The following is a 20,441-nucleotide window of genomic DNA, read 5'->3' as shown; positions in this document are numbered from 1 at the left end:
TACCGGAAACTATATTTGGACAAACAACCTGTCTAAATTATTGTCCGCATCTCCAAATTGCACCTCAAGTTGGGGCGGTGTTAGGTATGCACCTTATGCATTTACCGAGCAGGGCATCTACATGCTCATGACGGTTCTCAAGGGCGAGCGTGCTACGGCTCAAAGCAAGGCTCTTATCCGCCTTTTTAAGCAGATGAAGGACTACATTGTTGCTGAAAATCGAAGTTTGCTGGGTACTGATGGTATAGCTCAAATTGCTTCACATACTGTTCAGAATACGAAGGATATTGCTGAAATTCGTGACGGTCTTGCCGAGACGCGTGAAGATGTTTCAGTGATGAAGTCGGACCTTCAAAAAGTTATGGAAAATTTCATTGATCCAAGCACTTTCAAACATTTCTTGATTTTGAACGGGCGTAAGCTGGAAGCGGATGTCGCCTATATGCAGATTTATGGCTTGGCAAAAAAGTCAATTACGATTGTCGATGATTATATTGGCGTGAAAACTCTGGACTTGTTGCGTGAAATAGCCAAGGGCGTCGCTGTAACGATTTATAGTGATGAATGCGGTTTTGAAACGCTAACGGAACGGATGCAGAAGGATTTCTTAAAGGCACGCCCCGACATCTCGTTAAATGTGTATGAAACGAACGGAAAATTTCACGACCGCTATATTTTCTTGGATTATGGATTAAAAAGCGAGAAATTATTTCACTGCGGGGCATCGAGTAAAGATGCTGGCAATAAAATCACTACGATTATGCAAATTGAATACACGGATGCGTATCACAACATCATTGCTATGCTAAAGGAGACTGCCAAAAACACGAAAACTTCTTCGCTCGATAAAAGAACTTTAATTGATGAAAATGCCAATTTTAATGCTAGTACACAGAAAAGTTCACAGAAAAGTACATAGAAAAGTACACAGTTGTGAAGAATGCTTAATCGGATTTGATAAGCAAAAAAGTCGCCCGCTGTTCGGACGACTTTTTGTAATGAAAAGACTTCGCTTTTTAAATCTTTATCCTAATCTTTTTTTGCTTGTAAATCGATTGTCCGCCGTTGCAGATGTAGGCGACCGTGCAGACGATGAAGAATGCGGGGAGGCAATTGAATCCGAAGATTTCGCCGGCGATGAGGATGGGAGCCCAGAGCGTGTTGCTAGCGCTTGCAAAGACTGCTGCAAAGCCGAGGGCTGCGGCAAGGGCAACAGGCATTCCGAATATGCTTGCGATGAAAATTCCGAAGGAAGCACCGATGGCGAAAAGCGGGGTGACGGCACCGCCGATGAATCCGGCGGAGAGCGTGAGGATTGTGAGTGCAAATTTCAGAATCCAGTCATATCCGGCAATCCCGGCGGCATTAACCCCAAAACTCAAATCCAACAAGTTTGTTCCAAGTCCGGCATAACGACCTTGAAAAAATACGAGCAGCAAAGCGCTTGTTCCAACGCCCATAATGGCGATTCGCTTGATGTTGTTCGGGAACTTCTTAGCAAAAAAGTTTTGCGAGAGTCCGAGGAGCTTTGCAAAACCGCCACCGACAACTCCGAAGAGCACGCCCATCAGCGCAAGCTTCACAAGGAACTTGCCGTCAAGTGCGCCTTCGTTCGTGAAAATGCTTGCCGAGAATCCACTCGCATCGAGAAGCGAACTCAAGTCCACGCTGAACTTGTGGAATCCGAGCATGCTCGAAACTTTGCAGGCGGTAAATGCGGCTGCGGCGGCGGGGAGCAATGCGCCAAGTTCCAAGTGGCCGACGAGCAGAACTTCCAATGCGAATGCTGTGGCTGCCATCGGGGCTTGGAAAATTCCTGCGAAGCCTGCGGCAAGCCCGGTCACGAGCATAACATGCGCTGCGTTTTCAAATGGCAACTTCTTGCTTATGTTGTACGAAAGTGCGGAGCCGATTTGCATAGCAGCCCCTTCACGACCTGCGCTTCCGCCGAAGAGTTGCGTCAGCCAAGTGCTCACAGCGGCCATCGGGATAGAGACGAGCGGAAAGTCGCTCTCTTTGTTGAGGCCTACGGCGAAGACTTGGTCCATGCCGCGTTCCGTCCAGCGTCCCCATTTCTTATAAGCGAATACGATGGCTGCACCGCCGATGGCGAGGGCGGGAATAAAGTACAATGGGTTTGCATCGCGGATGGCGGAAAGCCTGTCACTGATGTCTCCAAAGCATGCGGTGAGCGCGCCGATGACTGCGCCGAGAATAATTCCGAGCAGCACAAATGTCGGTGTCGCAAACCACTTGAGTAATTTTTCCTTTACGCGGGCTTTTGCCATCTTCATCATTTGTTCTTTCATCTCGGGGCTGAACTGATTGAACTGTTGGCTCGCCTTGCTGAAGTCGCTGAAATTCATGTAAAATCCTGCTTTTGTTAAAATTTTTTCACGACAAAAATAGTAAAACGGAACGCCTTGTTCCGCTTTTTTGCGTGTTGTCAAATGCTCAATCCTTTTACAACGTGAAATTAAAAAAAGAGGCTTTTGCAACGCGGCTAAATATATACTTAACTCAAGGATTGGATTGGTGTGGCGCTCAAAATGTATCGCTCAATTCTAAGGGATCAGACATGAAAAAAATCTTTTCTGGTGTAGCGTTATTTGGGATTAGTTTTGGTTTGGTTTTATCCGCTTGCGGTGATTCGAATTCTTCGGATTTTGGCATGGCGGCTCCGGGAATTGGTGAAATTAGCTCCGATTCCAATGACGGTCAATTGGGCGGTTGGTCCAGTTCGTCTTTTGCTCCGGGACTTTCTTCAGCTGGCATTCCGGGTAGCTCCTCCGCGGGTGTTCCGGGAATGTCGTCTCCTGTGGCTCAGTCATCTTCTTCGGCATTAGTTCCCACTTCTAGTGCTCAGGTTCCTCCGGCTTCGAGCGCCGCTACTGTTATTCCGCATTTCGAAGGGAATAGCCCGGTGTTCTTCTCGGAAGTTTCTCCGACAAATGCAAATCTCAAGGACAATGACGGTAACGATCCGGGATGGGTTGAATTTTACAACTCGTCCGATGCTCCCGTCAATTTGAATGGGTATGCGCTTACGGATGATTTGTCTAATCCGCGTCGCTGGGTCTTTGGCAATGCGACTGTTCCTGCCAAAAGTTTCATGATTGTCTTCCTTTCGGGCAAGAATTATCCTGACTATGTCTTACCTTCTGATTCGCTTAATATGATGAGCTCGGATTGCAGTTCTGAATCTGCATCGGGTGGCATGGGCGGCTTTAACTTTGGCGATTTCGGTGGCGGAATGGGCAACTGGGGTGGCGGCGGCTGGGGCGGCAACATGGGTGGCAATACCGGTGCTGCTTCATCTGGCAACAATGTCGAAAATTTGCAAGGTAAGTCTTCGCTCTGCTTTAGCGAAAATGGCTCTGTCCAGATTGGGTCTGTGATGAAGGTTGCCCAGGGTGGGGATTACTCTCGCGTGGTTGTCAAGACCAATAATGCGTCTAGCCTTAGCAAGGTCAACCAGCTTGTTGTCCGTGGCTTTATCACCAAAAATCACAAAATTCGTGTGAACTTTAAGGAAGGTGATTCGCTTAGCAATTGGAGCGGCAAGAATCTCCGCGGTACAGGTGATTTGTCATCGGTGTTCTATGTCCGCCTCGATGATAATGCGAAGGACCTCAAGCGCAATAATGTAACGGCAACAACTTTTGCGACTGAAACTCAGGGAAGTGAATCGACAACCATTCAGATTACGTCGTACATTGCTCGCAATCGCGGCCATGAACCGCACGCTTCGTTCAAGGTGGACAAGGATGGCGGTGCATTGTACTTTGTAAATGCCGAAGGCGCTTTGCTGGACTCTGTTCGTTTTGGTGCAGTTCCGACGACCGCTTCTTGGTCTCGTGATGGTGCCGGCAAGTGGGGCTTTGCAACTCCGTCGCCTTATGGCAATACGGCGGGCGAGGTCTTTGCCGAACAAGTTCAAGTTGCCGAAGTGAACATTCCGCCTTCTGGTTTCTACACGTCTCCGGTGACGGCTACATTCCCGGCGGGTACTCGTTGCGAACAGGGCGGCGCCGAACCGACTTCAAACTCTCCGGTGGTGCAGACTACGGTGACGATTAGCGCTACGACGGTTTTGCGTTGCCGTGCGTATGTCGGTGGCTCTTATCCGAGTGAAGAAATTATCCGTACTTATGTTTTCGAAAAGCAGCCCACGCTTGCCGCGCTCTTTGTGACGACCGATCCGCTTTCGATGTTCAGCCCCGATTCCGGCCTTTACATGACGGGCAATAACGCCAGCATGATGGATCCGAAAAAAGGTGCAAACTTCTGGAGCAACCGAGAACTCCCGGTTTATGTAGAAATGTTTGAACCTGGCAAGCCGCAGGCTCCGGCGTTTGGCGTGATGGGCGACTACAAGATTTCTGGCCAGTACAGCCGTGCAAAAGAAAAGAAGTCCTTTGCGGTGACGTTGCGCGAAGAGTATGGCGAAAAGCGCCTGAAATACACGCTGTTCCCGGATTATCCGGAACTCAAGAAGTTTAAGGCCTTCTCGCTCAGAAACTTTGGTAACAATTCCGGCGACGATTATGTGCGCGACCGTGTGGGCACTTCGATGACGGAAGGCTTGGGCGTCGATTACCAGCGTGGCCGTTATGTTATCGTGTATTACAATGGCAAGTATTACGGTATCCACGACTTGCGCGAACGCAATAACGAATACTATTACGAAACCAAGTACGGCTATGACCCGAACGATATTGACCTTCTTGCCACAACATCTAGCGGTACAGATGAAGCGAGTGTCGGTTCTTCTGCGGATTACAAATCTATGTTGGATTGGTTGCAGAACAACGATTTGAAATCGGATGCAAACTACAAGAAGATTGCAGACCAGGTTGATGTCGACAACTACATGAATTACATGCAAGCCGAAATGTTCTTGAACAACAGCGACTGGCCGCACAACAACATGAAAAAGTGGCGTGTCGCAAGTCAGAAGACGAAGTGGAAATGGTTCATGTACGATACGGACTTTGGCTTCGGCGTGTCTTACAATACCCAGACCGGAAACGTGTTCAGCTATGTGACGAATGCTAGCGGCACAAGTGGCATGGGTATGGGAATGGGCTTCGGCATGGGTGGCATGGGCGGTGGCCAGCAGCAGGTGACGAACGGCTCTATTTCTCCGCACACGATTCTCATGATTCGTTTGCTCAGTAACGAGGGCTTCAAGAATGCGTTTATCAACCGCTTTAGCGTGCTCCTTTCGATGAACTTCTCGGCTGATAGGCTCCTCAAGCGCATCAACGATTTGCAGTCGCAGGTGGAACCTGAAGTGGCGCGCGATCAGGAATTCTGGGGTTATAATGCATCTAGCATGAGCAACGCTTTGGAAACGATAAAGAGCTTTGCCCAGACGCGTCAGGCTAAGGTCCGTGAACAGATGGAATCGTACTTTACGCTTTCTTCTCCGGTTGAAATGACGTTTACGGCGCAGGGTTCCGGCACGATTCTCGTGGATGGACTCGCTTTGGATAAGTCTTCGATGACGGTCTCGCTTTACAGGGATGTGCCGGTCACGCTTACAGCTCAGGCAAATTCTGGCAGCACTTTCACGGGCTGGAGCGATGGCGTCACGGATATGACCCGCAAGGTGAACCCGGGTGAAGTCACGTCTGTTACCGCCGTGTTCAGGTAGTTTCTCTCAACTGAAATCCATAATAAAACAGCTAAACGGGAAGCCGTTTAGCTGTTTTTGTTTGCAATAGCGTGCGTAGTTTAGTCCGCGCATTCGCGCATCTCGTCTGCGCGTTTAACTTGCACAGACTGCGCAACTCGCAATTTTAGCCGAGCATTTCTGTAGTGCTGAGAGTCTTGAAGTTCTTTTCTTCCAAGACCTTGAGCGCCTTTTCGGTATCGCTAAAGCGAAGAATCATGACGTTCGTTGCCGTCGAGCATTCGGACGGGTAGGCGTACATGTAGTCAATCTGCAAGTCGCCGAGAACGTCGAGAAGGTCTGCAAGACCGCCAACCTTGTCTGCAACAGGGCATGCGACAACGTCGGTAACGGTTGCGCTGAGGCCTGCCTTGGCAAGGACATTGACAGCCTTTTCAGAATCGTTCACGATCAGGCGGATAAGGCCGAATTCGCCTGAATCGGCGAGCGTGAGCGAGAGAAGGTTGATGCCTGCATCAGCGAGCGAGCGGCAAACTGCCTGGAGACGGCCCGGGCGGTTCGACACGAAAACTGAAACCTGTGGAATTTTCATTTTTTTTCTCCTTCTTAAATCTTCTTTCTGTTGTCGATGACGCGCTTGGCCTTGCCTTCGCTACGCGGCAGAGAATCCGGTTCGCAGAGCGTGACAATCACGGAGATGCCAAGAATCTGTTCGATGGAGTGCTTGAACTTCTTGGAGAGCTGTTCCATATCGCTCATGGAGTCGCTCACCATGTCGCGAGAAACTTCGACCTTGACTTCGAGCGTATCCATGTTGTTCTTGGTATCGAGCACAATCTGGTAATGCGGCAAAGCCTTTTCTGCGCGGAGAAGAGCCGTTTCGATCTGGCTCGGGAACACGTTCACGCCACGCATGATGATCATGTCGTCGCTGCGGCGGCCAATGCGGCGGATACGGCGGATGGTACGGCCGCACTTGCACTTGGTCTTTTCAATAGCAGTGATGTCGCGGGTGCGGTAGCGGAGGATCGGCATAGCGCGCTTGCTGAGCGTACTGATGACGAGTTCGCCTTCTTCGCCGTCCGGAAGCGGTTCGAGCGTTTCCGGGTCCACGATTTCAGGGTAGAAGTGGTCTTCGAAAATGTGGATGCCGTCGCGGCATTCGCATTCGCAACCTACGCCCGGGCCGACAATTTCAGAAAGTCCGTAAATGTCGTAAGCCTTGATGCCCGTCTTTTCTTCGATGTAGTCGCGCATGCCATCGCTCCACGGTTCTGCACCGAAGATGCCGCGCTTCACGTTCAACTTGGAAATGTCGACGCCCATCTTTTCGGCAACGTCGATAATGCGGACAAAGTAGCTCGGGGTGCCACCGACTGCGGTCACGCCGAAGTCCTTCATGAGCATCACCTGGCGTTCGGTATTACCGCCGCTAATCGGCACGACTGTGGCGCCGAGGGCTTCGAAACCGCCGTGAATGCCAAGACCGCCCGTAAAGAGGCCGTAGCCGTAGAAGTTCTGCACAATGTCTGTGCTGCGGAAACCGCAGGCGAGGAGGCCACGCTTCACGACCTGTGCCCAGACTTCCATGTCTTCCTTGGTGTAACCGACGACAATCGGCTTACCGGTAGTGCCGGAGCTAGCGTGCAGGCGCACGACTTCGCTCATGTCGACAGCGAAGAGGCCGTACGGATACGTGTCGCGCAAGTCCTTCTTCATGGAAAACGGGATCTTCACGATGTCCTTCAAAGACTTGATGTCATCGGGCGTAACGCCCTTTTCGACCATGCGGTCGTGGAACAGCGGAACCTTCTCGTAGGCGAGCTTCACGGTTGCACGCAAACGCTGCAACTGCAATTCGCGCAATTTTTCTTCGGGCATAAAATCAAGCGCCATTTCGGGCAAGATTTTGTTTTCTTCGTCGTTCCAAGCTGTAGATCGCATAGTATCCTTCAATAGAGGGTGTAGGTTAAAATTTTCCGCCTTAAATATATATAATGCGCTTGCGTTGCGTTTAATTTAGGAGCGTTTCTTTTTCTTTGCGAAAATGCAAGTCGCGCCTTTGTCCATATATATGGAGTCGCTAAGTCCATAACGTAACAGTTTCAAAAAGTGTAAAAATTGGGACGTTATAACCCTTATTCCAACATTACCGTTTATTCGTCGGCCGTTTGGCCTTTTTTCAAAAAGTCGTGTGGGCGGGGGAGTGTAATTTTTGTATTTTTGGGCAGAAAATTTAAATAAACTGCTTTATAGGTAGGTCTATTCTGCGTTCCCGTTCGCTTTTATTTGTTCTTGCTTTGGTCGGTATGTCGAATGCCCAGTTGTTGGACATGTCGCAGATTTCCGACAAGTATATGGTTGAGAATAAGATCAACAAGATTCATGTCGAAGGTACACATCACATGGACGAACGTTCGGTTCTCGGACGTATCGGTATCCGTCCGGGTCAGAGCTATTCCCCGACTTCGCTTTCCGAAAAAGTTCAGAATTCCGTGAGCACGCTTTATGCTTCGGGCCTGTTTGACGATGTGACTGCCTGGGTGGATTATGTTGGCGACGATGGTTCCAATGTGGACTTGGTCTTTAAGGTCAAGGAGCTCCCTGCTCTCGATACCGCTATTTTGGATGGTTGTGACGAAGTTTCTGAAGATGACCTCCGCTTGAAAATTCACATGATTACGGGTCAGGTCTATAGCAAGGCTCAGCTGGAACGCACTCGCCAGGCTATGCTCGACCATTACCGCTCCGAAGGCTTCCTCCTTGCCGAAGTGGGCTACCGCGAAGAACCGGTGGACGAATACCAGAACAAGGTGACCTTCGTGATTCGCGAAGGCAACAAGGTGCGTATCCGCGGCTTTGACGTGAAGGGCAATGACCATGTGCCTATCGAAGAAATTGCAGATCACATGCTCTCTAAGGAAAACCAGTGGTGGGGCGGTGGCGAATTCAAGGAAAATGTCTTTGAAGCCGACCGCGATACCGTGCTGAATGTTTTCCGCCATTTCGGTTACCTGGATGCAGAACTGAACGACTACCATGCCGAATACCTCCCGGATTCTACCTGCCTGTTCTATCTTGGACGCATGGTGCCGGTTGGAGAACGCTTGGCCCCGCTCTATACGCAGTTGAACGAGGCCATGGCTGATTCGACGAACCCGCTTTACAAGATTGCGGGCAAGCCGACGATGGAAGTGACGCACTATTATAGGAACATGCGCAAGGCCTCTGACAAGTATCCGCTTGCAAGACGTAAGCCGCAGGTCAAGGACGAAGAAGGCGCATGGACTCTCCTGAACGACATTATCCGCTATGAAAGCGCCCGTAAGGAATGGCTTGACTTGGTTGCGGGCCGCAAGTGGAATAACCCGAAAATTGATTCCCTCCTCAAGATCAAGAAGCGCTCCGCTTACGAAAGCAAGCTTCTTGTGCGTTACATGATTGAGGACATGATTCCGGCCCTTTACAAGTACGATAACATCAAGACCTCTAGCGATATTATCATCCACATCGACGTGACCGAAGGCCGTCGCTACTACATGGGCGGACTCCACTTTACGGGTAACGAAGTCCAGAGCGATGCCATGCTCGGCTATGTGTTCCGTCTTGATAGCGGTGCCGTGTTCGACCAGTACCTCTACGAAGCATCCCGTAAGGCTTTGCTCGATTCCTACCGCGAAGATGGCTACCTCTTTGCCCAATTCGATGAAGAGAGAACGTTCGAAAACGATTCCATTGTGAACCTCGCCTACAAGATGAACGAAGGTTTGCCGGCTCAGATCCATAAGGTCCATGTGCGTGGCAACACCAAGACGAACGAAAAGGTCATCCGTCGCGAAGTCCGCCTCTATCCGGGCGATACGTACCGCCAGTCCGCTTTGGAACGTAGCTTCCGCGAAATTATGCAGCTCAACTACTTCGACATGGTCGTGCCCGATATCAAGGTCGTGGGCGAACAGGAAGTGGATCTCGACTTTGCCGTTCAAGAAAAGCAGGCCGGTACAGGTCAGTTCAGCTTGGGCGTCTCTTATAGTGAAAGCGATGGCTTTGTCGGTACGGCAAGCATCTCTATCCCGAACTGCTGTATGGGCGATGGCCAGCAGGCTGCCTTGAACCTCGAATACGGTGCCGACAAGAAGAGTGCTACGATTAGCTTTACAGAACCGTGGTTCCTCGACAAGCCGATTACGGTCGGTGCAAGCCTCAGCTATTCCTGGTGGAACATGGAAGACTATGACGACCACGACATTACCCGCTACGGTGGAAACATCTTTGCCGGTAAGCGACTCAAGTGGCCGGATGACTACTTCTATGGTCAGATCGGTTATGGCTGGCTCATGAACGATCAGGGCCCGAACATCGACAATAGCTATGTGGTCTATACGGGTATTGAATCGGCATTCAACTTCCGCATCCAGCGTGACGACAAGAACTTGCCGCAGTTCCCGACCGAAGGTTCCCGTTATGTGCTCGACGTGCAGTGGGCCGATAAGATCTTTGGCAGTGACTTTGAATTCGTGAAGGCCGACCTCTCCATCAAGTGGTGGTTCCCGCTCTTCCGTGACCGCCTCACGATTGCCCTTACAAATGAATACGGTGTCATCTTTGGCGACAAGTTGCAACATCGTACGTTGTATAAAATGGGTGGCGTGCTTGGCTACGATGGTATGCTCCGTGGTTATAGCTCGGGTTCCATTGGCCAGAGCCGTTTGGGCCGCAGCTACCAGTACATCGGTGCTGAACTCCAACTTGGTCTTGTGCCGCAGACGTTCTACTTGCTCCCGTTCTTCTTTGACGCCGGTAACGTGTTCGGTGAACGCATCGACAAGAATGCTCGCGTTGACAAGCCCAAGAAGAATCCGCTCAGTGAATGGGATCCGACGAAGCTCAAGAAGGATATTGGCTTTGGCTTCCGCGTAGTGGTGCCGATGCTTGGCATTATCGGTTTCGACTTTGCCTGGCCGCTCGATCCGGGTGAATCCTACAGCAACGGTACTCAGCTTCCGTCGGTGGGTGATATGGAATTCAACTTTGTCATTGGTCAGTCTTTCTAACCTGACTGGAGGTGCGCTATGATTCGCAAGTTGATAGTTTTGCTTTCGGTAGTCTTTGCATGCGCAAGCTTTGCCGAAGATGGTCTTCGCATTGCCCATGTGGACTCAAAGATTATCTTTGACGGCTTCAAGGGCACCAAGAAGGCTCAAGAAGAATATGACCGCCAGGTGGCTAAATGGGAACAGCAGGCAAACCTTCTGCAAAAGGAGCTTGCCGCCATCAAGGAAAGGCTCGATAAGCAGGTCCTGATGCTTTCGGACGAAAAGAAGCGCGAACTCGAAGCCGAATACAACAAGAAGGATACGGAGCTCAAGTCGTTCATCGACCGCGTCTATGGCCGTAACGGAGAGCTCATCACCGAAAACGAAAAGGTGAGTGCCCCGATTATCCAGCTCATCCGCAAGGCCGTGAACGAAATTGCCTTGCAGGAAGGCTACGACATGGTCATTGACCGTGCTACCGGCGCTGTGCTTTTCTGGAAAAAGGAAAACGACCTTACGAACAAGGTGCTGAACTATTTGAACAATAGATAGTTCTTTGTCTTCGGGCATTTGAAAATCTCGCGGCGTGTGCTGCGGGATTTTTTTTATTGTCTCATGTAATCGCGGATGGCGTCTACGAATTGCTGCCCGAACTTTCGGATTTTCATTTCACCGAAACCGAATACATCTTGCAGTTCGTTGATGGAAATGGGCGCCTTGTAGGCGAGGTCTTTTAGCGTGCGGTCGGAGAGCACAACGTAGGCGGGCCAGTTGTTTTCGTCGGCAATTTGCTTGCGGACTTTTCGCAGAGCTTCGAACAGAGAATTGTCTTCCGCGTCGTCGGCTGCGCGCGTAAATGTCGTGCGACCGCTTCTCGGTTTTGTGTCTTCTTTGGCTTCAATTTTTGCGGCGATGGCGAGTTCTGCCGTTTTCTTCCCGAAGAGTACTTCGTTACCGCTTTCGGTTATTTTAAGGTGGTTGTTTTCGTTGTATGCAATTTCAATGTAGCCGAGTTGCAGCATTTGCAAAAGGTAATCGTGCCAATGCTTGAGCGTTGTCTTGGCGCCTACGCCGAATGTTTTGAGCTTGTCATAACCCTTCTGGACAATTTCGTCGTTGAGCGTGCCTTTGAGAATGTCGGCGGTCATTGAAAAACCGATGTGCTCGCCAGTGCGTTTGATGGCCGAGAGTGCTTTCTGCACGAGAATCGTACCGTTGAATCGCTGTGGCGGGTGCTTGCAAATATCGCAATTCCCGCAGTTGCTGCTATTGTTTTCACCGAAGTAGTTGAGCAAAATGCGACGACGGCAAACTTGCGATTCGGCGTATTCCTGCATGCGGTCGAGCTTCTCGGAATTGATATCTCGCTGGCCGCTTTCGTTTACAAATTTGCGGAGTGTGATGATGTCCTGGAAATTGTAGAACAGCACCGTCTCGGAGGGGAGGCCGTCACGGCCCGCGCGCCCGATTTCTTGATAAAAACTCTCGATGCTCTTGGGGAGATTGTAATGGATGACGTAACGGACGTTGCTTTTGTCGATGCCCATGCCGAATGCGATTGTCGCACACACGACATCGATATTGTCGTTGATGAAATCCTCTTGCACATTGTTGCGTTCTTCAGCTGTTAGCCCAGCATGGTATGCCTTCGCGTAAACGCCTGCGTTGATGAGTTCATCGGCGACTTTCTCTGTGCTCTTGCGCGAAAGGCAATAGATGATTCCCGATTCGTGCTTGTGCTTTGAAATGATGGACAAAATCGCCTTCAGCTTTTCGGATGCGGAATAACCGCGCCGCACATCGAGACTCAAATTCGGGCGGTCGAACGAACTCACGAAAAGTCTAAAGTCACGCAAGTTCAACTGTCGGACGATGTCCTCTTTTGTGAGCTTGTCTGCCGTTGCCGTCAGCGCCATAATTGTTGCGCTCGGGAACGCTTGGTGTAGCATGCCGAGCTGCGTGTATTCCGGGCGAAAATCGTGCCCCCATTGCGAAATGCAATGCGCCTCGTCGATAGCGAATAGAGAAACGCTCAAGTGCTGTTGCATCCACGGAATTTCTCGCTGCAAACGCTCCGGCGAAATGTAGAGAATCTTGGTTTGGCCCGCTTTGCAGCGCTCTCGGATGGCCGCATTTTCGCCTTCTTCGTTGTTGCTGTTGAGCGCGTCGGCTCCGATGCCGTTTGCGTTCAGCGCGTCCACCTGGTCTTTCATCAGTGAAATCAACGGTGAAATAACGACCGTGATACCCTTGAACATCAAGGCCGGAATCTGGTAGCAAATGGACTTTCCGCCACCAGTCGGCATCAGCACAAGCGCATCTTTCCCTGAGATAACATGCTCGATGATTTCCTCTTGCATAGGGCGGAACGAATCGTAGCCAAAAATAGATTTTAAAATTTCACGAGAGGTGGGCATAGCTGTGTATTATTTAAAACGGCGCAAATATACTAAGATGAAAAGGAAGACCTTCTATACAATCTTTGCAATCGCGTCTAATTGACTACGGATTTCGGTAAAGTCTTTGTTTAAATCTAGACTTTTTACACTGATTCTGTTCCCGCTCATTTTGTAGTCTTGATCTGGTGAAATAGCCTCATTTGTTTTGGCATAAAGAAGCATTCCCGAAACGGTTTTGTTGGCCGATTGTGTCTCGTACGCCAAGTTCTTTACATAGGTAAAGATTTGATACATGTTGTGTGAATGCTGGGTGCTAGAATTGTAGGTGTTTTGCAACATGCTATTGTAGTATTTGGTGTCAATAATCAGTATTCGGTTTTCATTTTCAAGAGTCACATCCGTTTTCATAATTGGCAACATTTTATCAATTGAGTCGTCCAATTGCCAACTTAAATGCGGTGCATTTGCGTTCAGTTCCGGGTGCTCACGGCGAAAATATTCAAGTACAAATTTCTCGTATAGACGGCTCATTTTTTGATCGTCTTCAAAAGAACGTTTTGTACCTTTTTTTTGACTATGATTTATGAGCCATTCATCATATATCCAATGGCAAATGTAAATGAGCATCTGGTATGTTGCGTTGCAGCGATTAAAATGGATGTTCCAATTCACAAATCGTAAGTCTATTGGCTCTACACAAGAAAAGTAGGTCAGTAGCTTATGAATTTTTTTCTTGCGTTCATGGGTAACATCCTTGCTTTTCAATAGAATCGCGAATGTTTGTTTTAGAATTCTATTCAACAGGGCGTTTTCTGTATATTCTTGAAAAGAACATACTAGCTCTCTTTTTTGCGAACTTATGTTTTTAATGGATTCCGAAAGCTCTATTTTCCCATGAGGGCATTTGAGGGATTCAGTTGCATCAATATAATCCCTCAGCAATCCACGCTTTATTTGAACCGTCACTCTGAGAATCAGAATTTCTGCATATAGGTTGTCTGTATTGTCGAAAAATTCTGTTTCATCGGATAACGCTTTAAATGCGCCTTCCTTCAAACAGCGAAAGGCGTACGAAAGCATGTGATATATGTTCTTTACGAGAATCATTGAATCGATGCTCTGAGTTTATCGCTCCAGTTCTTTACTTTTTCAGGCTCGTCAAACCAATATTCTTTCAGGAGCGGAATGACATCATATTCAACAACCGACTTGAGCCATTCATTATCAATGGTTTCATTTTCTTCGAAGCAAAAGTAGCTGTGACCTATGCAAAATCCTTCACCAAGAGAATCATCGGCGGCGATTTCCTTATTGAGATTTTTTACACATTCAATAAGACAGTCGTACTTCTCGTTTTCTGCACTTTCACGCCTGCTTTCAAATTGCTCTGAATCAAATGCAGGCTTAACATCAAAAAACGAGAAACGACGGCGTAAAGCGTAGTCAATCATTGCAATGCTGCGGTCTGCAGTATTCATGAGGCCAATGATGTATAAATTGGAAGGTACGGAGAATAATTCATCTTCGTATAGCAAACGAATTTGCTGGCCGCGTTTATCGTTTTCGATAAGCATGAATAGTTCGCCGAAAATCTTGCTTATGTTTCCACGATTTATTTCGTCGATGATAAAGAAATAGTTGTTTTCTGAATCCTCTGCCGCTGTATTACAAAATTCATAGAACGGACCGCGTTTTAGCTTGAATCCATTTCCATCAGGACGGTAGCCCATTATGAAATCTTCATAACTGTAACTTTGGTGGAATTGAATCATTTTTACTCGAGATGGATCTTTTTCACCAATCATCGAATAAGCTAGGCGTTTTGCCATGAATGTTTTCCCCACACCAGGGGCGCCTTGTAGAATAATATTCTTTTTCCTCTTAAGCAAACCAGCAAGTGAATCATAGCTGGATTCATCCATAAAGACTTCTTCTAAGAAATCTTCTTTAGAGTAATTAGAGATTGGTTGTGGTTCCGGTTTGATAGATGTTTCAACAACCTTTTGCGTTGTTTTTTGGTCCTCGAAAAAGTCTTCAAGCTGGTTTCTTAAACCAGAATATTTTGTGATGTCGGTGAGCATCTTCATGGAAAATGCACCCTCGTCTTTCAATTCGTAATTGCAATCGGTATGTGTCCATTGCACTTTTCGACTACTGCAAAAGGAATCTTTGTTCTTATCATAGAAATAATCTCCCTGAATAATGCCACGGCCAATAACTTTTGACATTCCGTCTTTTGCATAAACGATATCACCAATTTTCATATCGTTTACGAATTGCCAAAATGCATGAACATCATTTTTATGTGATGCGGAGTCTTTGTGAAATTTCTGCAAGGCAATTCGGTATTCTTCTTTATTTTTTAGAGTGCTCCAATCAACAATTTTGCTATAACCAATGGATATTTCTCCATTTTTCTTATCGTTCGCCCAATTTGCAGCTTTTGCTCCAGGAGAATAAACCCAGTAGCGAACGGCTTCAGAATCATCTGGAGAGGCTTCGTTTTCCATCCAATATTTTGCAATGTCTTGGTCATATAGAATTTGACCCAAAACTGTACCTAGGTTGTCTGGATTATTGCATTTGATGTTAAATGGTTCAAAGAATTTTTTTGCAGAATCAAAAAAAGAGTTTCTTTCGTAAGGAACCTTAAAAATTTTTTTTGCAATCAGTTTACGATGTTTTTCGCTTACATTTCCAAAATGTGTTGTTGGTTGATCTAAGTATTCAACGGCATTCATTGCAGAATCGGAAACTTCATCTTTGTTCTTCTTATACTGTAATAAGAATCTTGTCCAGCTATTTTGATAAATGCCTGCTTTAGCAATGACACGGTAATCTTCATATTTGTTGTATTTCTTTTTATCACTGGCACTCATATCGCAATATGCGACAATAGAGAAAATCAATTCTCTAATTTCAATAATCGTGGGGTCTTGAGAGTTCTTGATTTCTTGGAATCCTTCACTGGAAGAAGATTTTTCAATGAGGTTGTCTAGAAGTTTTGGACTTATAGAGTATGCTTGATATTTTCTGAGAGCTTCTTGCCCTTTGGCAAGCCAAAAGTCTTCACACGCTATTTTAGCAGCGAGCTTTTTATCTGTTGCAATTTTATTTCTTATCAATTTTTCAAGTTTCTCGTCCATATAAGCCTCTTTTGTCTAATTATACATTTTGTTGCTCAGAATGAGCGCGAAATTTCCTAAAACAGTCTAAATGCATTCTGGCTGTCCGTTCTTCACTTCGTCTACAAACTCTCGCTTCCATGATTTTCCATTGATATTGTCTAGGTAGAAATTCCCAGAGCAGATGAGCCAAATGATTTTGTCAATTTTATATGGTGTGGCTGTTTTATCGCCTTTATATTGCACCTCGTTTGAAATGTTCACAATCGTTTCAAAGACGGCGTAGTCGTCGTGTTCGCAAAATCCAGCGGTACTTATGACGTCTTTAAGGTGAACATCTGGCTTTGGATATTCGGAGTAGCCTAATTCCTTGAGTGCGTTGCAGACGAGTGAAAATCCCATCCCCTTGATTCTTATTGAAATAAGAAGCGGTAATGCCATCTTGGTCTTTGCGTTGTATCCGAAACTTGCAATGAATCCTCTGAAATCGTTTGCATCTTTGAAGCTTGATAAGAATTTGGCAATGCTTATAACGGCTTCACTCCACCTGAACCAGCAATTTTTAGGTGAATCTGTCGAGGTTACGTTGAATTGCCTACGGAATTCTTTATAGAGTGTATTTGCGTCCCAAGTCTTGATGACACGAGCAACATTGAAGTTGCAAAGAATTTTTTTTATTTGCTTGTGCCGTTCCCTAAACTTTATAACGTTGGGCAACATTTGCTGTGTCTGCGCCGATTCTATAAAGCCTTCGAAAACATCCGCAATTGAAGAAAATCCATTGCGTTCTGGGATGAAATATCTTTGCAATGAAGCTTCTGTAATGCTTGTGGGCAAATGGGCTAGCAAAAATTGATATGCTGTGCTATAAAACTTGGTGTAGGTCATTTTCCCCAAATATACATCATATAACTGTCATAAAATTTCAAAAAAGAAAAAATCTTCTACAGCCCTAGAGCTTTAGCTCTATCACGAATAGATTCTTTGTATTTCGCTTTGCCTTGTTCGCTTAAGAAAGATTTGTCTAGCATTTCTTCCATTGCGGGAACGGCATCGATGGCTTGCTTTATAAAACGGGCGGCTCTCTTCTCGACAACTCCGATTCTCTTGGCAAATTCCATAAAATCTGGAGAACCGTAAAAACCGTTTGCCTCGTAAAAAGGAGTCTTGAAATCGTCTTCGTCCTTGAATAAATCGAGTGCTGTACGCGATTGTTCGTGGGGGATGTGTAGCGATGTGTTCAGCAAGTCGTATGCAGGAGTCAAATCGTAGACATCGGGATTTTCGACGGAATTGCGGAGCGAAAAATTCTTCGCGTGTGCATCGCCGTTACATACGAGATAGTTGAATAATACTGTCCTAAAAAATATCTCAATGGCAACATCGGCAGCGCTTACGTTTTCGCGAATTAGCGTAGCGATTCCCTCGTATGAAATTCCTTTGTATTTGTAGTCGCTACCGTTTATTTCGGGGACGAGGCCCGCAATTTGCGCAAAGTCGCTTTGGCTCAAGCGCTTTCCTGTATGCTCGCCAGTTTCGATGACATCAAAACGTTTGGTAATGTAGACGGGGTCTCCGTTTTTGAAGTAAAGTAGAGCAGATATCGCTGTCGGGATTTTGAAAAGGACACGCGCCATCAGCATTGTTACGTGTTCGTTGGCAGGTGCGTCTTGATAGTTTTCGTAGTACGGCAATAATGTTGGCTTCAGAATGTGTGTCCCGCCGCGATCTGTGTTGATTAGTTTTTTGTTTTCAACTTTCACGGAAAACTTTGTCTGCGCTCCGGAAATGGAAATTCTCTTGACGGTACCATCTTTTGCGAACGCTAGTTGTGGAATGTCAAAATCCAAAGTTGCGCTAAATCTAGAACCGCCAAAAAGCGCCTTTGAACAGGCGCGACAAAAATCTTGTTCCGTTTCTTTTAAACAACAGTGGCAGAGTCCCATTAGTGGCTCCTTTCTCGTATGGTGACGGCACCGATAGTTTCATGGCTGGCAAGGTTCAGAAGCATTGCAAATTTGTCTGTGCGCTTAATGCCGAGACGCTCACAATAGAAGGCCTTGTTTGCTCCTTCAGGCAACAATCCCTGAAAATATGGGAAAAGGTAAGACGATCTAAACAGGCGTTTCTTTTTCGGCATGTCCAATGCGATGGATGGGTTTTGTGAAACAACATAATTGGAGTCGTATAAAAAAGTGTAGCTCCTGCTGTTTTGCAAGAGGTAGCCGGCAAGGATGTTATTGTAGAATACGCATGCACTGCGGATTTTGTGGCTATTCATGAGAGACCCTCTCGCTTAGTGTGACCACGAAACCGAGTGGCTTTACCATCTTGTTCAACACGTTGATGGATGGGTTCGCTTTCCCGAGTTCGACAGAGTTGATTGTTCTGGGAGAAACGCCGGAAATCTCGGCCAGATCCTCTTGAGACAGGCCTAGTTTCTTGCGCCTTTCCGAAATCTGTTTTCCGAGATTTTCCATAGCTGTAGCTCCAATAATGACAATTAATTCAATATGAATTGTCTTGAGATTTGCAATATATTGCGGTTTTTATGTTAAAATATATAATCTGGCCTAATTTGTCAATGAAAATCTGCAAGATATTGCATTTTTTATTACCTTTTCGCTAAAATCCCACCCACGGAGGTCCCTATGCCAAACACATTCCCTGATCCGATGATGGTCCACCCGATTGCGGGGTATGACAAGGAAATTTACGTGAAGCCGACGCTTAAGAACCCGCAGATTGTTGTGGGTGATTTCACCTACATTGCCGATAGCGATTTTGAGAGTCACGTGATGCATCTTTATCCGTGGAATGACGACAAGTTAATTGTCGGAAAATTCTGCCAGATTGCCTCGGGGGTGGAGTTTGTGATGAACGGCGCGAACCACCAGATGAATGCGGTTTCGACGTTCCCGTTTTACACTTTGCAAGGTTGGAATATGGCGCCTCCTGCAAAGGAGAATTTGCCGCTCAAGGGCGATACGGTGATTGGGAATGATGTGTGGATCGGGCAGAATGCGGTGATTTTGCCGGGGGTACATATTGGTGACGGGGCCATTATTGGTGCAAATGCGGTTGTAGGGAGTAATGTGGAACCTTATACGATTGTGGTGGGTAATCCGGCGCAGTTTATCCGCAATCGTTTTGACGAAGAGTTGACGGCACTTTTGCTTCGGTGGAAATGGTGGGATAAGCCGGTCGAAGAAATCAATTCGCTTATTCCAATTCTCACAAATCCGGACTTGAATTTTGTCAAAGCAAAAATCAAGCAATATTTGGCGAATTCTTAGTGGTTGAAAGTTGCATTTTGCGCTTTATCACAGACGTATTCCGCTTTATCGTTTTTGTGTGTAGTTTCTTATGTTGTTTTTTTATATTATTTTAGTTAATGGTTAGAACTTGAGAACTGGAGTGGAGCATGCGTAAATTAGTCATTATTCTATTGATGTTCCTCGTTGGGTATTCCATGGCGGCCGACAAGAAAATCTTGATCGCCTACTTTTCCCATATTGGTGAAAACGTTGGTCTCGGCATGATTGTCAAAGGCAATACCGAAATTGTTGCCGAGATGATTGCGGAAAGGACTGGTGGCACGCTTTTGGAAGTGAAGCCCGTTACAGCATATCCTAGAACTTACGACGAATGCCTCAAGGTGGCAAAAAAGGAACTTGCGCAAAACGCTCGCCCAGAGATTAAACCGATGGATATTAATCCCGAGGACTTCGATGAAATCTATATCGGTTATCCGGTGTGGTTGAACGATATGCCTATGCCGATGTATACTTTCCTTGAAAAGTATAATCTGAAAGGAAAGTTGGTTCATCCGTTCGTGACGCATGAGGGGAGTGGTCTTTCTGCCATTGCAAAACTGAAAAAGGCTGCACCGGGAGCTGTTGTGACGAAAGGTCTTTCTATCTATGGGCATATTGCTCAGAACAGTCCTAAAAAAGCACAGAAGGATGTGGATAAGTGGCTAAAATATCTCGGTGTACTTTAGATATCGCGATGGGAGTGGTCTCGGCTCTTGGCGTTTATGGAATTTATGCCTTTATCGAACGGGGCTTGTGGAAATACATGACGCTTCAACAACCGTTCTATGCCTTGGATTTGGAACACGGGTATTTGCTATTTACTTTGGATTACATCACTATTATGGCGCTATTCGCAGTCTCGATGCAGCTTGTAATGCAGGCTTTGAACAGATATTTCTATATTAGGAATGCATAATTAAACTGCG

The 20,441-nt window shown here is 46.9% G+C and carries 17 protein-coding genes; 7 read left to right on the top strand and 10 right to left on the bottom strand.

What is annotated here, in order from left to right:
• The first annotated feature begins 40 nt into the window (after positions 1–40).
• Positions 41–919 carry a DUF4783 domain-containing protein gene (locus tag B7982_RS10180; RefSeq protein ID WP_369833096.1) on the top strand — a complete coding sequence of 293 codons (879 nt, stop codon included), beginning with the start codon at positions 41–43 and terminating at the stop codon, positions 917–919.
• A gap of 97 nt (positions 920–1,016) precedes the next feature.
• On the opposite strand, the gene B7982_RS10175 is transcribed toward B7982_RS10180, so the two are convergent.
• Positions 1,017–2,366 carry a chloride channel protein gene (locus B7982_RS10175; protein WP_198953261.1) on the bottom strand — a complete coding sequence of 450 codons (1,350 nt, stop codon included), beginning with the start codon at positions 2,364–2,366 and terminating at the stop codon, positions 1,017–1,019.
• Positions 2,367–2,626: 260 nt separating this feature from the next.
• On the opposite strand from B7982_RS10175, the gene B7982_RS10170 reads away from it, so the two are divergent.
• On the top strand, positions 2,627–5,659 hold the full coding sequence (locus B7982_RS10170; protein ID WP_233138494.1) for a CotH kinase family protein: 3,033 nt from the start codon (positions 2,627–2,629) through the stop codon (positions 5,657–5,659).
• Between the two features lie 145 nt (positions 5,660–5,804).
• On the opposite strand, the gene B7982_RS10165 is transcribed toward B7982_RS10170, so the two are convergent.
• Together B7982_RS10165 and B7982_RS10160 are read right to left on the bottom strand one after the other, a co-directional pair.
• A complete protein-coding gene (locus tag B7982_RS10165) occupies positions 5,805–6,230 on the bottom strand; it encodes an ACT domain-containing protein (RefSeq protein WP_015732209.1) in 426 nt (141 codons plus the stop codon).
• Between the two features lie 14 nt (positions 6,231–6,244).
• Positions 6,245–7,582 (bottom strand): phenylacetate--CoA ligase family protein, encoded by a 1,338-nt coding sequence (locus tag B7982_RS10160; RefSeq protein ID WP_073425169.1) that lies wholly within the window; start codon positions 7,580–7,582, stop codon positions 6,245–6,247.
• 365 nt (positions 7,583–7,947) lie between these two features.
• Here B7982_RS10160 and B7982_RS10155 point away from each other — a divergent pair, with 365 nt between their 5' ends.
• Both B7982_RS10155 and B7982_RS10150 read left to right on the top strand, forming a co-directional pair.
• Complete coding sequence (locus tag B7982_RS10155) at positions 7,948–10,692, top strand: outer membrane protein assembly factor (protein ID WP_088660651.1); 2,745 nt, start codon at positions 7,948–7,950, stop codon at positions 10,690–10,692.
• An 18-nt stretch (positions 10,693–10,710) separates the two neighbouring features.
• Entirely contained in the window at positions 10,711–11,226 is a 516-nt protein-coding gene (locus B7982_RS10150) for an OmpH family outer membrane protein (RefSeq protein WP_088660637.1), read from the top strand.
• 53 nt (positions 11,227–11,279) lie between these two features.
• Here B7982_RS10150 and recQ read toward each other — a convergent pair whose 3' ends face one another.
• The 7 genes from recQ to B7982_RS10115 all read right to left on the bottom strand — a co-directional run bounded on the left by recQ (position 11,280) and on the right by B7982_RS10115 (position 18,678).
• Positions 11,280–13,091, bottom strand: coding sequence for a DNA helicase RecQ (gene recQ / locus B7982_RS10145; RefSeq protein ID WP_088660636.1), 1,812 nt, complete (start codon positions 13,089–13,091; stop codon positions 11,280–11,282).
• Positions 13,092–13,145: 54 nt separating this feature from the next.
• The gene (locus B7982_RS10140) at positions 13,146–14,129 is read right to left on the bottom strand and encodes a hypothetical protein (RefSeq protein ID WP_233138493.1); all 984 of its coding nucleotides are present in this window, start codon (positions 14,127–14,129) and stop codon (positions 13,146–13,148) included.
• A gap of 47 nt (positions 14,130–14,176) precedes the next feature.
• Positions 14,177–16,219 carry an AAA family ATPase gene (locus tag B7982_RS10135; RefSeq protein ID WP_088660634.1) on the bottom strand — a complete coding sequence of 681 codons (2,043 nt, stop codon included), beginning with the start codon at positions 16,217–16,219 and terminating at the stop codon, positions 14,177–14,179.
• A gap of 66 nt (positions 16,220–16,285) precedes the next feature.
• The gene (locus B7982_RS10130) at positions 16,286–17,086 is read right to left on the bottom strand and encodes a hypothetical protein (protein WP_088660633.1); all 801 of its coding nucleotides are present in this window, start codon (positions 17,084–17,086) and stop codon (positions 16,286–16,288) included.
• Between the two features lie 56 nt (positions 17,087–17,142).
• Positions 17,143–18,144 carry a type II toxin-antitoxin system HipA family toxin gene (locus B7982_RS10125; protein WP_088660632.1) on the bottom strand — a complete coding sequence of 334 codons (1,002 nt, stop codon included), beginning with the start codon at positions 18,142–18,144 and terminating at the stop codon, positions 17,143–17,145.
• Complete coding sequence (locus tag B7982_RS10120; RefSeq protein ID WP_088660631.1) at positions 18,144–18,479, bottom strand: HipA N-terminal domain-containing protein; 336 nt, start codon at positions 18,477–18,479, stop codon at positions 18,144–18,146. Before B7982_RS10120 ends, B7982_RS10125 begins: the two co-directional genes overlap by 1 nt.
• The gene (locus tag B7982_RS10115) at positions 18,472–18,678 is read right to left on the bottom strand and encodes a helix-turn-helix transcriptional regulator (protein ID WP_088660630.1); all 207 of its coding nucleotides are present in this window, start codon (positions 18,676–18,678) and stop codon (positions 18,472–18,474) included. Before B7982_RS10115 ends, B7982_RS10120 begins: the two co-directional genes overlap by 8 nt.
• Before the next feature lie 171 nt (positions 18,679–18,849).
• Between B7982_RS10115 and B7982_RS10110 the strand changes: the two genes are divergently transcribed.
• From B7982_RS10110 to B7982_RS10100, 3 genes are all read left to right on the top strand, one after another.
• Positions 18,850–19,494: a CatB-related O-acetyltransferase gene (locus B7982_RS10110; RefSeq protein ID WP_088660629.1), complete on the top strand. Its 645-nt coding sequence runs from the start codon at positions 18,850–18,852 to the stop codon at positions 19,492–19,494.
• Between the two features lie 128 nt (positions 19,495–19,622).
• Positions 19,623–20,201 carry a flavodoxin gene (locus B7982_RS10105; RefSeq protein ID WP_233138492.1) on the top strand — a complete coding sequence of 193 codons (579 nt, stop codon included), beginning with the start codon at positions 19,623–19,625 and terminating at the stop codon, positions 20,199–20,201.
• Positions 20,174–20,431: a hypothetical protein gene (locus B7982_RS10100; RefSeq protein ID WP_233138491.1), complete on the top strand. Its 258-nt coding sequence runs from the start codon at positions 20,174–20,176 to the stop codon at positions 20,429–20,431. Before B7982_RS10105 ends, B7982_RS10100 begins: the two co-directional genes overlap by 28 nt.
• The last annotated feature ends 10 nt before the right edge of the window (positions 20,432–20,441 follow it).

Origin of the sequence: Fibrobacter sp. UWB2 (assembly GCF_002210425.1) — a bacterium.
Lineage (GTDB): Bacteria > Fibrobacterota > Fibrobacteria > Fibrobacterales > Fibrobacteraceae > Fibrobacter > Fibrobacter elongatus.
This window is presented reverse-complemented; position numbering and strand designations above follow the sequence as displayed.

Bases quoted from the DNA above. Each gene is read 5' to 3' on its own strand.
- B7982_RS10160 (WP_073425169.1), bottom strand. From the start codon at position 7,582: ATGCGATCTACAGCTTGGAACGACGAAGAAAACAAAATCTTGCCCGAA.
- B7982_RS10175 (WP_198953261.1), bottom strand. From the start codon at position 2,366: ATGAATTTCAGCGACTTCAGCAAGGCGAGCCAACAGTTCAATCAGTTC.
- B7982_RS10110 (WP_088660629.1), top strand. From the start codon at position 18,850: ATGCCAAACACATTCCCTGATCCGATGATGGTCCACCCGATTGCGGGG.
- B7982_RS10120 (WP_088660631.1), bottom strand. From the start codon at position 18,479: ATGAATAGCCACAAAATCCGCAGTGCATGCGTATTCTACAATAACATC.
- B7982_RS10105 (WP_233138492.1), top strand. From the start codon at position 19,623: ATGCGTAAATTAGTCATTATTCTATTGATGTTCCTCGTTGGGTATTCC.
- B7982_RS10165 (WP_015732209.1), bottom strand. From the start codon at position 6,230: ATGAAAATTCCACAGGTTTCAGTTTTCGTGTCGAACCGCCCGGGCCGT.
- B7982_RS10125 (WP_088660632.1), bottom strand. From the start codon at position 18,144: ATGGGACTCTGCCACTGTTGTTTAAAAGAAACGGAACAAGATTTTTGT.
- B7982_RS10115 (WP_088660630.1), bottom strand. From the start codon at position 18,678: ATGGAAAATCTCGGAAAACAGATTTCGGAAAGGCGCAAGAAACTAGGC.
- B7982_RS10135 (WP_088660634.1), bottom strand. From the start codon at position 16,219: ATGGACGAGAAACTTGAAAAATTGATAAGAAATAAAATTGCAACAGAT.
- B7982_RS10130 (WP_088660633.1), bottom strand. From the start codon at position 17,086: ATGACCTACACCAAGTTTTATAGCACAGCATATCAATTTTTGCTAGCC.
- recQ (WP_088660636.1), bottom strand. From the start codon at position 13,091: ATGCCCACCTCTCGTGAAATTTTAAAATCTATTTTTGGCTACGATTCG.
- B7982_RS10155 (WP_088660651.1), top strand. From the start codon at position 7,948: ATGTCGAATGCCCAGTTGTTGGACATGTCGCAGATTTCCGACAAGTAT.
- B7982_RS10150 (WP_088660637.1), top strand. From the start codon at position 10,711: ATGATTCGCAAGTTGATAGTTTTGCTTTCGGTAGTCTTTGCATGCGCA.